Raw genomic sequence first — 13,468 nt, forward strand, 5'->3', positions numbered from 1 at the left:
AGAAAGATACATTTTCACCCGGAAAATAAAAAAACTGTACATGTCAGTGTTTGAGATGGTCTTTCATTGGGGTAAATATAGATATGGCCCCAGATTCGGCCACGCATGAAAAGGCCATTCTGGTCTAAGAGAGAAGCTTATGGCTTCCTAACAAATATGAAGTAAGGATCCCTTGAAGGAGGATGTTCAATCATGAAATCCAACGGAAAAATGGCTCAACTTACGGCAACACCAAGAACTGAAAAGAAAGGTGCAGCATTGCGCCTGTTAAGACAAGGCGGACGTGTTCCGGCTGTCGTTTATGGCCCGGGATTGGAAGGTGCCGCGATACATGTAGATGAAAAAGAAATGCTGAAAGTAGCACGTACAGGTCGCTCCGAGATGTTCAACCTCAATCTTGAGGGTGGCAAAACGGTTCCAGTGCTGATCAAGGATCAGCAGGAACGCAACGGACGTCTGCTGCATGTGGACTTCCTGCAGATTTCGAAGAACAAGCCGATCAGCGTTAGTGTATCGATCGACTTCCAAGGCACTGCAGCCGGCTCCAAAGCAGGCGGTGTGTTCCAGACACAGGAAACTCAACTGGAGGTCGAAGGACTTCCAGCTGATCTGCCAACCTCTATTGAGGTGGATGTTAGCGGACTGGAAATTGGTGATCGTTTGACGGCCGCAGATATCAAGCTGGATAAAGGTCTGACTCTGGTGACGTCAGCTGATTCCATCATCGCTTCCGTGATGCCGCCACAAGCGGCTGAGGCAGAGCCTACGGCTTCTGCTGATGAAGCGGAACCGGCAGCACCAGAAGAGCCAGCCAAAGAAGAATAGGGAGTCAGAATATTAAATATTCTGAACCTCAACCAAGCCCGGTCGTGATGACCGGGCTTTTTTATGTTGGAAAGGTACCAAGTGGAGTCGCGGGGAGATGCGCGATAACGAATGCCGCTTTGACTCATGACATATTGCCACATAGTTAGTATTAATTGGTATAATGACGGTGGTTTGTTTGCGTGAAACAGCGTTACAGTATACTATGATTTCGAAGTAACAATTCAATTCGGCAGAAATGGCAAGCCGTTTTGCCATGGAGAAGCCGAGCAATCGGGTATAATTTGCACAAGAAGGCAGGTTTCACATGATGTTTGATCCGACGATTTATGACAATTTGAAAGTAGGCTTCGAAAATCACCTGTATGATCTTGATAATTTGGACGAACTTATTTCCATTACGGATCGGAAGGATCAGCTTGAGATGGCGCGTATGTCCAGAGAGTTCGTGCTGCAATTCTGCCTGAGAGATTGCCCTGACGTTACAGGAGAAGTGGTACTTAGCACGTCGCTTGAGGATCTCGCGGCTGAGATTCTGGAGACACCAGGTGGTCCGTCAGGCTGCCGTTTGCGACTGCGGTTCGGGATGGTTATTAAGGAGCCTGAGACTCAATGTCCCGCGATTAGCTCCATATTACAAAAGAGCTGGCCGGAACAACGAAAGTTGCAGCATGTTCATTATATATTTGAAGATCAGCCAGCAACTTACGCCGTCACAGCTGAAGTACATTTTGACCGCAGTGTGAATGAAGATCAGATGGGAGATATCCCTGATCTGTGTGACCATATGGTCAATGTGCTGACTCAATTATTGCAATTGCACAAATAAACAAGCGAAAAAGTCTTGTCTCTGGTCAAAGAGACAAGACTTTTTTTATTTTTTTTGAATTCCAATTAGGCAATCAGGCGTAGGTATAAGGACTTGAGGTAAATATTTTACGCAAGCAAGTAAGAGAATGTATATTTAATAAGCCGAATAAGTGCAATTGAACTATATACATAAGGTGAAATTGCGAAAATAAGTTTAGGACTAAAGATTTAGTACCGGACTAAAGGAACTAGTTTTCCTTGCCGATAAAATATCGAAGGGGAGAAACTACATGACAGAGAAATTAATTCGTCTTCTGCGTATACTTCAGGCTATACAAGCGAATCCCGGAATTTCCGCCAAAGAATTGGCGTTGAAATGCGGTACAACTGTGCGCACGATTTATCGCGATCTCCGAATTTTGGACAGGGTTGCCCCTATCATGAATGAAGGTTATGGCAAGGGGTATCGGTTCATTGGTGAATTTGCCATGTATCCTCTGGATTTTACCGAACAGGAAGCGATGGTGTTCTCCATGCTTCCATCCGTGGTGGATACTTCGCAACTCCCGGCTGAATTCGATTCAGCTTTTGATAAGGTGATGACAGCCCATACCAAAATGAAATCGAGAAACAGTGACATCGTAGAAAATATCGCAGGTATTATTCGTATGGGCACACCTGCATACCGGGAAGAAGGGAAGTATCCCAATTTGCTTATTCCAGTCATTGAAGCCATTCTGGATCAACAAACGATTCGAACCCAATATCACACGCTTACGAAAAATGAAATAACGGTCCGCGACATTGATCCCTATTACCTCATTCCGCGCGATCAGCGTTTCTACTTGATTGGTTATTGCCACTTGCAGTTGAAAGTCCGTTTGTTTCGGATCAGTCGCTTTCTGGACGTTATACAGACCAATACCCATTTTGTTATGGGTGATTTCAACATAACGCAGTTCATGAAAAACACGTGGTCCATTGATCGTGGGGATAAACTGATTCATTTTAAAGTAAGGTTCAATAAAGAGGTGGCCCCCTACATAAAAGAAGAAGAAATGTTTGTTCGTCCACGAATGACGGATATGCCTGATGGCGGATTGTTATTTGAAGTAACACTGAACAGTAGTCGTGAATTCCTGAAATGGTTATATCAATTTGGCCCCGAAGCGGAGGTCCTTGAACCCCGCGAATATCGTAAAGAAATTCGTAAACAACTCATAGAGTGGATGAAGCATTATGAGGAAGATCAATAATTTCAACCCTTCTAAATTTAAAAAAATGTGTAAAAGGAGCTTTTGAGATGAGTACCAAATTATTTGTAGCCATGTATGGAATGGAACATTATCATGGTGTGGAAGCTTTAAACGTAGGCGATACCCTGTTTCTGGTCAAAGATCCCGACAATCGGGTGGACCCTAAAGCCATTAAGGTAGTGGTCCCCCCAATTGGGACGGTTGGATATATTGTTAATAATCCGCTGCTCGCTCCTCACGGCTGCTGGACAGGCTCGGGAATCTACGATGCTTTCCGCCAACAGACCTGTGCTAAGGTGAGATTTGCCATGAAAGATATGATTATTGTGGAGTTAATTGAAATGGTGTATGTCCCTGTTCCGCATATGGATAGCTTTATTGCAGACTGGCAGTCACGTGAAAAAGCCTGATGAAGAAAAGCAAGGTCGCAACAAGATTTATCCACGGATGAGTCTTGTATAGGCTGCTTCAAGATGCATGGCTGTCCTAGCCCAACTGAACTGTTCAACTGCGCTGGCACGACCAGCTTCTCCAAGAGAACGAGCGAGGGAAGGATTGTCTGCCAGCTTATACAGGTGAGCAGCGAAACTTCGGGGGGTGTGGTACTGTCTCACAAGGTATCCATTACTCCCCGATACGATGATTTCACGAATGCCTCCATTGTCTGAAGCGATGACGGGTAGTCCCGAAGCCATAGCTTCCACATTAACCAGCCCGAAGGCCTCATGTTCTTGGGAAGGGCACACCAGGCAGTCCACAGCCCGGTACAAACGGTCAATGCGTTCATGGGCAATCTGACCTCGAAAGGCGGCATCAACTTTTAATTTACGGGCAAGATGTCGCAATTTGCGGACGTAGACAGTAGGTCCTTTCCCTGCAATGATCAGTTGCACAGATACCTGTTGCTGAAGAAGAGCTACGGCACGAATCAGAACATCCACACCTTTGCCGGGAATCAAACGACCTACATACAGAATGGAGAATGGCCCTGTAATACCGAACTGCTTCCGCAAAAGCTGCTGCTCTCCTTTTATTGCAGGGAAAAAGCGACCTAGGTCCACGCCAAGTGGCACAACACCCATCCGTCGTTTCAAAGATGGGAATCGGCGACCGAGTCTTTGTCTGAGGGATTCACTGTTGACGGCAATCCAATTCGCTTTTTTTAACAGCGCTAGTCTTGCAGGCCCTGGCTGTGCAAAGGTTAACGAGTGAAGATAGAGCACTACAGGTAACGTAGGGAAAGCTCGTTTAATTGCAGCCATGCTATGAGGTCTGTTGTCTACCTGGATAAGATCGAAGGGTTTTATTTTCAGAAAACGGATAACTGCCCTTGTGTACTCGGTGGGGCTGGTTGCTGGCACACGCCGGATGGTAATGCCGTCTATTTGCTCTATAATGGTAAGGCCGGGCATCTGACGGCTTATGATCGTCACCTGGTGACGGAGTGCAAGTTCGCGAGCAATGCCGAGGATGCAGATTTCGACTGATCCGTTACCTGGGACTGGCAATTTTTCCGGTGCAATCAGGGCTATTTTCATCAACAGGTTCCTCCTTGTCCATATTCGCAACAATCTATCTTGGTCATATATCCTATGTGCATCGGATGGATTTGGCTCCTGTAGAACTGCGCGTGAGGGTAAATTTCATTTTTGTGATATACTGTATAGGATGCAGTGAATTCGTTGCGCGTATTTAGAAGCAGGAGGAAAAAAATGTTACATTCAACACTCAGCCGCTTTCGACTGTTGTTGTGGTTGCAGGGGCTTTCATATGTGCTGTTGTTATTTGTTGCTTTTCCATTGCGGGAATCAGGGATCATGCCTAAGGCTGTCACGTGGTTTGGCAACATCTATGGCTTTTTATTTCTGATGTATTTATTATTTATGGTGAGTCTTTATACCACGCAAAAATGGCGTTTACGTCGTCCAATTGCTTTATTTTTTGTCTCGTTTATCCCGCTGGGCAATTTCATCTATGATTTGCTGGTCTTTCGCAAGCTGGACCGCAGTCAGTCAAATAAAGCTTGACTTTGCTTATCGTTATGAATATGATGAGAGCAGATTATTGAACCTGTTTCATTCAACTTAAAACTAAATATTCCTGATGTTAAAGGGGAGTAGCTTTCACAGTAAAGTCGTCAGTTCGGGATTACATCCCCGGCTTTATTGGCAGCAATTTTGTTGTTAGCGAGACCTTTACCAAGTTTTCATGCTGGGTAAAGGTCTCTTTTTGTGAATATAAAGGACCTTACCAGCGATGGTAAAGGTCCTTTTTTTGTACATCATAAGGATAAGGATACTAAGGAGGAGTAAAATTTGGAGTTATCGTTATTATTGGAGTATGGGTGGGTTCTTGTCGTCTTAGTAGTCCTGGAGGGGTTACTTGCTGCGGATAATGCATTGGTTCTTGCCATTATGGTTAAGCATTTACCTGATGATAAACGCAAAAAAGCGTTGTTTTATGGTTTAATGGGTGCATTCATTTTCCGATTGGGTTCGTTGTTCCTGATCTCGTTCCTGGTGGACGTGTGGCAGGTTCAAGCGATTGGGGCCCTGTACCTCTTGTACATCTCCATTAACCACATTATTAAAAAAGTTATGGGTAGCCGAAACAAAACAGATGAAGCGGCTGATTCCGCTCCCAAAAAACCAAAAAAACAATCTGGTTTCTGGATGACTGTATTCAAGGTGGAAGTGGCAGATATCGCGTTCGCAGTCGATTCCATTCTCGCAGCTGTGGCCCTGGCTGTTGCCTTGCCGCCAAGTGGTCTGCCTCCGATTGGTGGACTTGACGGTGGACAGTTTATCGTCATCTTCCTCGGCGGATTTATCGGTCTCGTCATCATGAGATTTGCGGCTTCCTTCTTCGTTAAACTGCTTCATTCCCGTCCGGGGCTTGAAGTTGCAGCCTTCGTTATCGTCGGCTGGGTAGGGGTGAAGTTGGCTGTTATTACACTTGCACACCCTTCACTGGGCGTCCTGGATGAGCATTTCCCAGAAAATAAAATTTGGAAATTTGGATTCTACATTGTGCTGATTACGATTGCAGTATGCGGTTGGTTCCTGTCTTCCAAGGTGCCTGAAAAAGAAGATGAAAATCCTGTGGAAGAATTGGAAAAACAAGCAGGGAAATGATAAATTGTAAATTCCAATCTGTCAAAACATGTACCATCAATAATCGATATCTAATCTCATGATATGCTTGAGTTAGCAGGGTCTGTTCCTTACAGACTCTGCTTTTTTTATATAAGTTATTGGCACGAAGTTAAATCTAATGCATATGCAAAATAGGGGATTTTCCAAGAAAAGGGTTGACACATCGAAACAAGTCCGCTTAATATAAACATAATATTAATGAAGGGAGGCCGAGAGATATGATGGTTGGTTATGATTTGCAATCCACAAAGACACTACGAAGCACAGACACAATTGTATATCCAGTTCATCGTCTCTTTGGCCTCATGCGGGCGACATAGGGGAAGATGCATATCGTTTATCCTTGGAACGTTATTAATCGATATGCTACTCTCGGCGTATATTGCAATGGAGAACAGACGCGGCATGTTCATGCTGCTTTTGTTTTCTGTTATTGTCATGAAGAAGTCACGGGCGAACTGTCCGTGGCTTCTTTTTTTGTTGTACTGAAGATGGATATGAATTCGGAATAACGTTGGGTTCAATTTTTAAAATGAACCGAATTAGCTGAAAGTACAGGAAGGAATAATAAACATTTATGAATACACAACCTAATTTATTTACGAGTCAAAACGAACCCACAGGTGGCTACCGACATGAAGTCAAATTGCCTGCTGGGGACTTAACGGTATATGCGGCACAGCAACTATTCTCGTCATTGGACTATAAGGTGTTCGAGATGGCGAACAACAATCTTCAAATTCCGGGTATTTCCTACATGAGCTATACGCCTGACGTACATGTCGGTGTAGGTACCTGCATCGGCACAACGGCGGTATGGGATGCCAAGAGTGGCTATGTATCTCCATCCATCGTAGGCAGTGATATCGGCTGTGGCATGCGGGTGCATATGACCAATTTGCATAAAGACGATCTGAAAGACGTGAAGCTGCGCCGTAAACTCGTGAAGTCCATTGAGAAAGTGCTGCCGATGGAGGCAAATCAGCGCGGTCATTACTCGGATATTCGTTTGGAGCATATTGTGCGCAAGGGCCTGCATGGCTTACCCAAAAAATATATCCCCGACAGCTATACACCGAAAAAATCAACTTCCATTACTCATGTAGAGAGCAGCAAGTTTGCCTTTGATGAGGAAGTGTTAAATCTGGTACCGGATATGACCTGGCATCGGGCTCATCGTCAGTTAGGAACTTTGGGTGGAGGCAATCATTTTGCCGAGATTCAAGCGATTGAGATTGCCGAGGAAAATCGGGAGATTGCGGAAGCCTGGGGTCTGTATGATGGACAAATTGTTGTCATGATTCATTCCGGTTCCCGGGCCTGGGGCGGGTATGTAAGCCAAACCAGTTCATCGGCGATTGCGAAAGTAATGCAACGAAACGGCCTGGGGACGTCCGATCCAAGACTGGTTTTTGCTCCGCTTGAACATGCGGAAGGTCGCCATTACATCAATATGATGTATTCTGCGCTGAATTATGCTGTGGCGAACCGCCATCTGATTGCTTATGCAATTCGCGAAGCTTTTCGGGATGTGTTTGGTCCAAAATGCGAATTCCGTACCCTCTATGATCTGATGCACAACTATGCATGGGAGGAATGCCACGCGGATCAGGGCTCTGTCTTTGTGCACCGCAAAGGAGCTACACGTGCATTACCTGCCGGTCATCCGGATAATCCGAAGCCATATCTGGCAACAGGTCATCCGGCGCTTATTCCCGGTTCAATGGGGACTGCTTCATATATCATGGTAGGTCAACCCGAGGGGAAGGATAACTATTATTCGATCTGTCATGGGGCAGGACGCATTCGGTCGCGCACAGCAACGAAGCGCCTGGTTATCGTGGAGGATTTTGCCTCGGCGCTGGGTGTGGGAACTGAAGATGAGATTGTGGTGAACCAGCGTTCGCTTGAATCGATTATTGATGAATCGCCGCAAGCGTATAAAAATGTCGATGAAATTATTGATAGTGTTACCGGCGCAGGTCTGGCTCAAGTTGTAGCCAAATGTAAACCACTTGCCGCTGTGAAGGGAGCTAAGTAATGACCATAGATAAAGAACAATTGAATAATAGAGTCATCTATTCCTATGAAGAGCAACAAGACAGTCAAATCCGAAACGAAGGCTATGCCATATATGCCCGCTTGATTCGCGGCATCATTGAAGCGCTTGGCAATCGATACGGCGTTCGTTATGAACTCTATGCCAGCGATGATCCAAACAGTGAATACTGGGATCTGCTAAAAGAAGATCTGCAAAGCAACAGTACGGAAGTGGAATTGGTTGCCCGGATTTTCGAAGATCTGGAGTTACGTACACTGCATTATGAGGATGATGGAGATGCACCAACCTATGGTGTGCATTATTCGATTCGCAACAATGTATTTGCCTATCCCCAGTGGGGCGTAGCTCTCGTCCGCATTCCATTCTTCCGGGAGAATGGGATCTATAATGAGGATTTTGTTTTTGCTACAGGAGAAGAGGAATTGAAGCAATTTCTGGGCAGTGTAAGGGAACGGGAACGGCAGCAAAATATGAAAAAAGTCACGGTGTACACGGATGCCCGCAATGGCAGTGACCGTCATGTTGAATCCATTACCCGCGCTGTGGGGAGAGATGAGGTAGTGCTTTCTCCGCAAATTAAACAGGATATTTTCCGTTCGCTGGACCAGTTTTTCGAGGCGGATCGCTCCTTTTATCGAGACTATGATATTCCGTACAAACGCGGCATCCTGCTGTATGGTCATCCTGGAAACGGGAAAACCACTCTCGTCAAATCCATTGCGGGGAGCATTCCGGGGCCTGCGGCATACTGGCAGATTACCGAATACACAAACAGTGAATCGGTGCGTGAAGTGTTCGAAGCAGCCAAACGTTTGGCACCCATGGTGTTGATTATTGAGGATATCGATTCCATGCCGGATGAAGTCCGGTCCTTTTTCCTGAATACACTGGATGGGGCAACATCCAAAGAGGGAATTTTCCTAATTGGCACCACGAATTATCCGGAGAAAATAGACCCAGGGCTCATGAACCGTGCCGGACGATTCGATCGTGCTTATGAAATACCGCTACCAGATGAGGGGCTACGCCTGCAATATTTGAATCAACGTGGCTTTGCTGTCTTCGCAGGGGAAGAAGGTACGCTGGAAGCTGCACGATTGACGGATACCTTTTCTCTTGCCCAGCTTGGAGAGCTGTATGTCAGCGCAGCGCTGGAATGGCACCAGAATGGCCAGACGGACATTGTGCAGATCATTCAGTCGATGCGAGGAGAGCTGGACAAGAGTCATAAGCATAACTGGCTGACCCAGCCAGGCAAGGGGCGTGCAGGTTTTTATTAATACCTAAATATTGTGGAGGCCTTAAAAATTTTTGGACAGATGAGGACAGTGTAGTGGAGGGTGCGAAATCGATTCTGAAGAAGCGAAGCTAAAAGATTTCTGGAAGAAAGCTACTTCGTAAGCATCATCTTTCCTTTATCAACGGATTTTCCCTTCTATAAAGGGAATGCAAAAAAATCCGGGGATAACAGCGATCGGAAGAACGATTCGTAACCGGAACGGTTGCTTTTCTGTACGCTAACTTTTTAAAATAGACCAAAAATATTCTCACCTCAATTGGTTATACTAAGGCTGTCTGAACTAACATACAATGACTTTCGGGAGGTACACAACACAGTCTTGAACTGTGCAAGACGCCGGGAAGTGACCGCGATCTGTTCAAAATGCCTTGTTATAGGTGTTTAACAGAAAAAAGAGCATATGAACAAAAGGTAATATACAACAATTTTCATGCCAATTGTTTAAATGCTTCTGTAGCGGTTAATAGTAGACAGACAACAACAAAAACTTTAATTAGAGGTGAATGATATGGGTTGGTTATGGTCATTAATTATCGGTGGTATCATTGGATGGTTGGCAGGTCTGATTGTTGGTCGTGACATTCCCGGCGGCGTTATCGGTAACATCATTGCCGGTTTTATCGGCGGATGGTTAGGTGGAGTGATCCTGGGAAAAATGGGTCCAGAAATGGGCGGATTCTACATAGTACCGGCATTAATCGGTGCCATTGTACTTGTAGCGATCGTGAGCTTGATTTTCCGTTCTATGGGTCGCAGCCGTGGGTAACGAGTTCAAGATCTCTTGAATTCACAATGAGTCGGTAACAAGTTTGAATTACGCTTAATAGAACAGGTGCTTCTGAAGAGGTTGATGGAAGTCCACTGCGGTGGCTTTCCATCAACCTCTTTTTGTTTTAAGATATAGGTACAAAAGAAAGGGATGAGTGTGCATGGAAAAAGCTACATTTGCCGGTGGATGCTTCTGGTGTATGGTTACACCATTTGAAGAGCAACCAGGCATTCATGGTATTGTATCTGGCTATACCGGCGGTCACGTCGATAATCCAACATATGAGCAGGTCAAAACCGGGGAGACCGGTCATGTAGAGGTCGTTGAAATTACATTTGATCCAGAGGTATTTCCGTATGAACGTCTGTTGGAGCTATATTGGCCCCAGACGGACCCAACCGATGATGGAGGGCAATTTCAGGATCGTGGGAGCCAGTACCGGACAGCGATCTTTGTCCATAATGAGCGGCAACGTGAGCTCGCAGAACATTCCAAGCAGGAGCTGGCAGCAAGCGGGCGATTCAATCAACCGATTGTGACGGAGATTCGGGATGCAGTTGTGTTCTATCCGGCAGAAGACTACCACCAGGATTACCACAAGAAAAATGAGAAACATTACAAGGAAGACCGTGCGATATCCGGACGGGATGAATTTATTGAAGAAAACTGGAATAATTAATTCCATTACATTAGACCAATTCACATCAAATCACATTGAAAAAGCCGGGAAAAGTTCCAACAGGAACTTCCCCGGTTTTTTGATTGTTTAATGATCAAGAGAATGCTACCTCGGAGGTTACAGAACTTATCTGCGTTTTCCCACCAGTATTTCTAAATCAATCGTAATCTGCGACAAGGTCTCTTGAACGCTGGCTATAGCTGATTCTGTCCCATGCCAGGAGAGTGGTGTCATATGAATGAGTGAATTCAGCATGACTTCCGTTACGGGCAGAATGTATGTTAGCGGAATGCTGTCTATGAGATGATGATGCTTGCTAAATCGGTTTAATACATCCTCTCTGCTGTCTAGTTGGTGAGATCGGTCCCGAAACAAAAGCTCTCTCATTTCCATTAGATATCGGTCACGGGGAATCACCTTGATGATCCAGCCATCCTTCTTCAGCACTCGCCCGAACTCTTCATAATTCGAAGGGGAGAGAATATTCAGAATCACGTCCAGTTGCCCCTCTGCAAAGGGACTATAAGCAAGATCACCAACAAACCAGACTTGCTGTTCGTAGGCAGAAGAAGCCATGGTAATACCCTCTTTGGCGATGTCGATCCCCCAGCCCACAGCTGAAGTATTCTGAGTAATCTGCTTCAAAAGAGATCCTTCTCCTGCACCTGCGTCCAGAATATGCAAGGGCTGACAGCTGCCATTGGAGTAACCTTCAATCCAATCGCGAATGATATCGATCAGAGGCGTATAGATAGCAGTTTGAGATAAAATATTCCTTTTGGCCGTAAATAAGCGTTTGTCATAGCTGCCTTTGAAAAAACGTGTCATGAAATTGATATAGCCTTGTCTTGCCAAATCAAAGGTATGCCTGGAACTACATTGAATATTGTCCCGACTAATCGTTGTCATAGTGCGATGACAGATGGGACATTTAAGCATATGGATGTATGGATAAATAAGCGCAGCACTACGTTCTCTGCGATGGATTGACATGGAATAGCACCTCATTCATTCAGATCTGGATAACTGAAGAAAAGGGCATAACAAATAAACCTCTATCGTACATTTTGAAAAAAGAGGTTAGGTTATGCCCCAAGTTATCTGTATCGAATGAATTGAATTATCATGGGAGGGCTCGCTCCTTTGTCAATCAAGAGTAGGGTGAAAAAGTGAACGATACTATTATAACAGTTTGCCTAGAGAGGATAAACGGAAGGGGACTCTACATCGTTGTGTGAAATAACAGAGCGCCCTGTTAACCGTTAGTCGGTCAACCAGAGCGCTCCATTTACTATTTAGCTGAGGCTGTCTTCAACACATACTTGGATAATGCATCGTCATTGATCTGATAGATCATATGATCGTTGTACGTTGAATATCCATCGAGCAATCCAGGAGAGGATGCAAACTCATATTCATGTATCGTATCCAATGTTTGCGGATCGAGAATATAACCTTTTTTGGCGAAATCAAGTTTGTACTGCCCGTCCTGTGTACGATCAACCTGCATAAGTATAGGCTGCTCTTCCTTGAAAGTACGTTCGGTCACTTGGCCTTTCATGGTGTACAGTTCCAGCTTTTGGCCTGTAAACAGCGTATAACCATTGCCTGCGGTCTGAACATAGGCATCACCGGCAATAGCACGGCCCCAGGCGAGTTTGCCATCGGTGCCAAAGCCCATCAGCTTGTTACCCGTGTTCGCAAAATTGGCACGCATGATCACGGAGCCATCTTCCAGAATGGCCAGCGATTCACCGCCGCCGTCTCCCAGAGTGTTGGCATTGCTCGGGAACTGATAGAAGGAAAGACGATTCAGCGTACGATCGTAAATCTCCACTTTGGGATTAGCGGCAGGCTGCCAGAAGCTGCCCACTTTGGTTTGTTTGCTGGCATCGACTACGATTCGATCACTGCCTGCTTTGAGTACAGCACCGTTGATTGTTTTTTCTGTAATCAGTTTTCCCTTCTTGTCGTACAACGAGATGGCCGAACGAACGGAACCGTTCGATTGAACACCAGGGCTCGAAGTAATCAACAACGTATCGTCGTCCAGAAGATACATGGATGATGAATTACTCACGTTTTTGACCCAGTTGGTTTTGCCGGAAGTATTGAACGAGTATACTTTCTTGGTTCCGTCTGAATATTCCATATATACATAGGCTGTGCCGTTGCTGGTATATAGTGAATTGGAGTAGGTTGTATAAGGCCCACTTTTCTCATGAAAAATAACGTTCCATTTCAATTGTCCGGTCGTGGCATCCAGCGCCTGAAGCGAATCCAGCTGCCAATCCAGCTTGGTATTGCTGCTTGTTTTGGTCACGGGCTGGGAAGAATGCACGTACACCAGGTTTTTTGCAGGTACTGCGTTCAATTCGTTGACGATAACGTCTTTCTCCGTATTCACTTGTGTGAGTGCCAGAGAAGGTGATGTCCACGCAGGCTTGGGCAATGGCGCATTTTGTTCTGCGGCCGCGTAGCTTGGTGTATGCAGGCTGAAGAGAAGCGTGCCACTGAGAATGAGTGCAGCCCATGTTTTGGATTTTCGTTTGTTGGATGTATGCAAGTTATAAACCACCTTTCTTCGATTCAAAATAGAACCGATTGTTGAA

General features: G+C 45.4%; 13 protein-coding genes. 10 read left to right on the forward strand and 3 right to left on the reverse strand.

Annotated elements, in window-relative coordinates:
* Positions 1 to 192 precede the first annotated feature (192 nt).
* The 4 genes from ACFVQB_RS28420 to ACFVQB_RS28435 all read left to right on the forward strand — a co-directional run bounded on the left by ACFVQB_RS28420 (position 193) and on the right by ACFVQB_RS28435 (position 3,301).
* Entirely contained in the window at positions 193 to 825 is a 633-nt protein-coding gene (locus ACFVQB_RS28420; protein WP_379447217.1) for a 50S ribosomal protein L25, read from the forward strand.
* A 307-nt stretch (positions 826 to 1,132) separates the two neighbouring features.
* Positions 1,133 to 1,654, forward strand: coding sequence for a hypothetical protein (locus tag ACFVQB_RS28425; protein ID WP_379447218.1), 522 nt, complete (start codon positions 1,133 to 1,135; stop codon positions 1,652 to 1,654).
* Positions 1,655 to 1,925: 271 nt separating this feature from the next.
* Complete coding sequence (locus ACFVQB_RS28430; protein ID WP_379447219.1) at positions 1,926 to 2,891, forward strand: helix-turn-helix transcriptional regulator; 966 nt, start codon at positions 1,926 to 1,928, stop codon at positions 2,889 to 2,891.
* A 47-nt stretch (positions 2,892 to 2,938) separates the two neighbouring features.
* Complete coding sequence (locus ACFVQB_RS28435; protein WP_379447220.1) at positions 2,939 to 3,301, forward strand: HIRAN domain-containing protein; 363 nt, start codon at positions 2,939 to 2,941, stop codon at positions 3,299 to 3,301.
* A gap of 27 nt (positions 3,302 to 3,328) precedes the next feature.
* Here ACFVQB_RS28435 and ACFVQB_RS28440 read toward each other — a convergent pair whose 3' ends face one another.
* Positions 3,329 to 4,429: a glycosyltransferase family 4 protein gene (locus ACFVQB_RS28440; RefSeq protein ID WP_379447221.1), complete on the reverse strand. Its 1,101-nt coding sequence runs from the start codon at positions 4,427 to 4,429 to the stop codon at positions 3,329 to 3,331.
* A 174-nt stretch (positions 4,430 to 4,603) separates the two neighbouring features.
* Between ACFVQB_RS28440 and ACFVQB_RS28445 the strand changes: the two genes are divergently transcribed.
* The 6 genes from ACFVQB_RS28445 to msrA all read left to right on the forward strand — a co-directional run bounded on the left by ACFVQB_RS28445 (position 4,604) and on the right by msrA (position 10,856).
* Positions 4,604 to 4,918 (forward strand): DUF3817 domain-containing protein, encoded by a 315-nt coding sequence (locus ACFVQB_RS28445; RefSeq protein ID WP_379447222.1) that lies wholly within the window; start codon positions 4,604 to 4,606, stop codon positions 4,916 to 4,918.
* Between the two features lie 288 nt (positions 4,919 to 5,206).
* Entirely contained in the window at positions 5,207 to 6,025 is an 819-nt protein-coding gene (locus ACFVQB_RS28450; RefSeq protein WP_379447223.1) for a TerC family protein, read from the forward strand.
* A gap of 598 nt (positions 6,026 to 6,623) precedes the next feature.
* Entirely contained in the window at positions 6,624 to 8,087 is a 1,464-nt protein-coding gene (locus ACFVQB_RS28455) for an RtcB family protein (protein ID WP_379447224.1), read from the forward strand.
* Positions 8,087 to 9,388 (forward strand): AAA family ATPase, encoded by a 1,302-nt coding sequence (locus tag ACFVQB_RS28460; protein ID WP_379447225.1) that lies wholly within the window; start codon positions 8,087 to 8,089, stop codon positions 9,386 to 9,388. Before ACFVQB_RS28455 ends, ACFVQB_RS28460 begins: the two co-directional genes overlap by 1 nt.
* Before the next feature lie 528 nt (positions 9,389 to 9,916).
* Positions 9,917 to 10,174, forward strand: a complete 258-nt coding sequence (locus tag ACFVQB_RS28465) for a GlsB/YeaQ/YmgE family stress response membrane protein (RefSeq protein WP_379447226.1) — start codon at positions 9,917 to 9,919, stop codon at positions 10,172 to 10,174.
* Between the two features lie 163 nt (positions 10,175 to 10,337).
* A complete protein-coding gene (msrA, locus tag ACFVQB_RS28470) occupies positions 10,338 to 10,856 on the forward strand; it encodes a peptide-methionine (S)-S-oxide reductase MsrA (protein WP_379447227.1) in 519 nt (172 codons plus the stop codon).
* A 126-nt stretch (positions 10,857 to 10,982) separates the two neighbouring features.
* Here msrA and ACFVQB_RS28475 read toward each other — a convergent pair whose 3' ends face one another.
* The gene (locus ACFVQB_RS28475; RefSeq protein ID WP_379447228.1) at positions 10,983 to 11,849 is read right to left on the reverse strand and encodes a putative RNA methyltransferase; all 867 of its coding nucleotides are present in this window, start codon (positions 11,847 to 11,849) and stop codon (positions 10,983 to 10,985) included.
* A 298-nt stretch (positions 11,850 to 12,147) separates the two neighbouring features.
* On the reverse strand, positions 12,148 to 13,422 hold the full coding sequence (locus tag ACFVQB_RS28480; RefSeq protein WP_379447229.1) for a PQQ-binding-like beta-propeller repeat protein: 1,275 nt from the start codon (positions 13,420 to 13,422) through the stop codon (positions 12,148 to 12,150).
* Positions 13,423 to 13,468: the final 46 nt, after the last annotated feature.

The sequence above is a fragment of the Paenibacillus sp. NPDC057886 genome (genome assembly GCF_042796655.1).
In the GTDB taxonomy this organism is placed as follows: Bacteria; Bacillota; Bacilli; order Paenibacillales; family Paenibacillaceae; genus Paenibacillus.

Coding starts and splice junctions, on each gene's coding strand:
- ACFVQB_RS28420 (WP_379447217.1), top strand. CDS start 193: ATGAAATCCAACGGAAAAATGGCTCAACTTACGGCAACACCAAGAACT.
- ACFVQB_RS28425 (WP_379447218.1), top strand. CDS start 1,133: ATGATGTTTGATCCGACGATTTATGACAATTTGAAAGTAGGCTTCGAA.
- ACFVQB_RS28430 (WP_379447219.1), top strand. CDS start 1,926: ATGACAGAGAAATTAATTCGTCTTCTGCGTATACTTCAGGCTATACAA.
- ACFVQB_RS28435 (WP_379447220.1), top strand. CDS start 2,939: ATGAGTACCAAATTATTTGTAGCCATGTATGGAATGGAACATTATCAT.
- ACFVQB_RS28440 (WP_379447221.1), bottom strand. CDS start 4,429: ATGAAAATAGCCCTGATTGCACCGGAAAAATTGCCAGTCCCAGGTAAC.
- ACFVQB_RS28445 (WP_379447222.1), top strand. CDS start 4,604: ATGTTACATTCAACACTCAGCCGCTTTCGACTGTTGTTGTGGTTGCAG.
- ACFVQB_RS28455 (WP_379447224.1), top strand. CDS start 6,624: ATGAATACACAACCTAATTTATTTACGAGTCAAAACGAACCCACAGGT.
- ACFVQB_RS28460 (WP_379447225.1), top strand. CDS start 8,087: ATGACCATAGATAAAGAACAATTGAATAATAGAGTCATCTATTCCTAT.
- ACFVQB_RS28465 (WP_379447226.1), top strand. CDS start 9,917: ATGGGTTGGTTATGGTCATTAATTATCGGTGGTATCATTGGATGGTTG.
- msrA (WP_379447227.1), top strand. CDS start 10,338: ATGGAAAAAGCTACATTTGCCGGTGGATGCTTCTGGTGTATGGTTACA.
- ACFVQB_RS28475 (WP_379447228.1), bottom strand. CDS start 11,849: ATGTCAATCCATCGCAGAGAACGTAGTGCTGCGCTTATTTATCCATAC.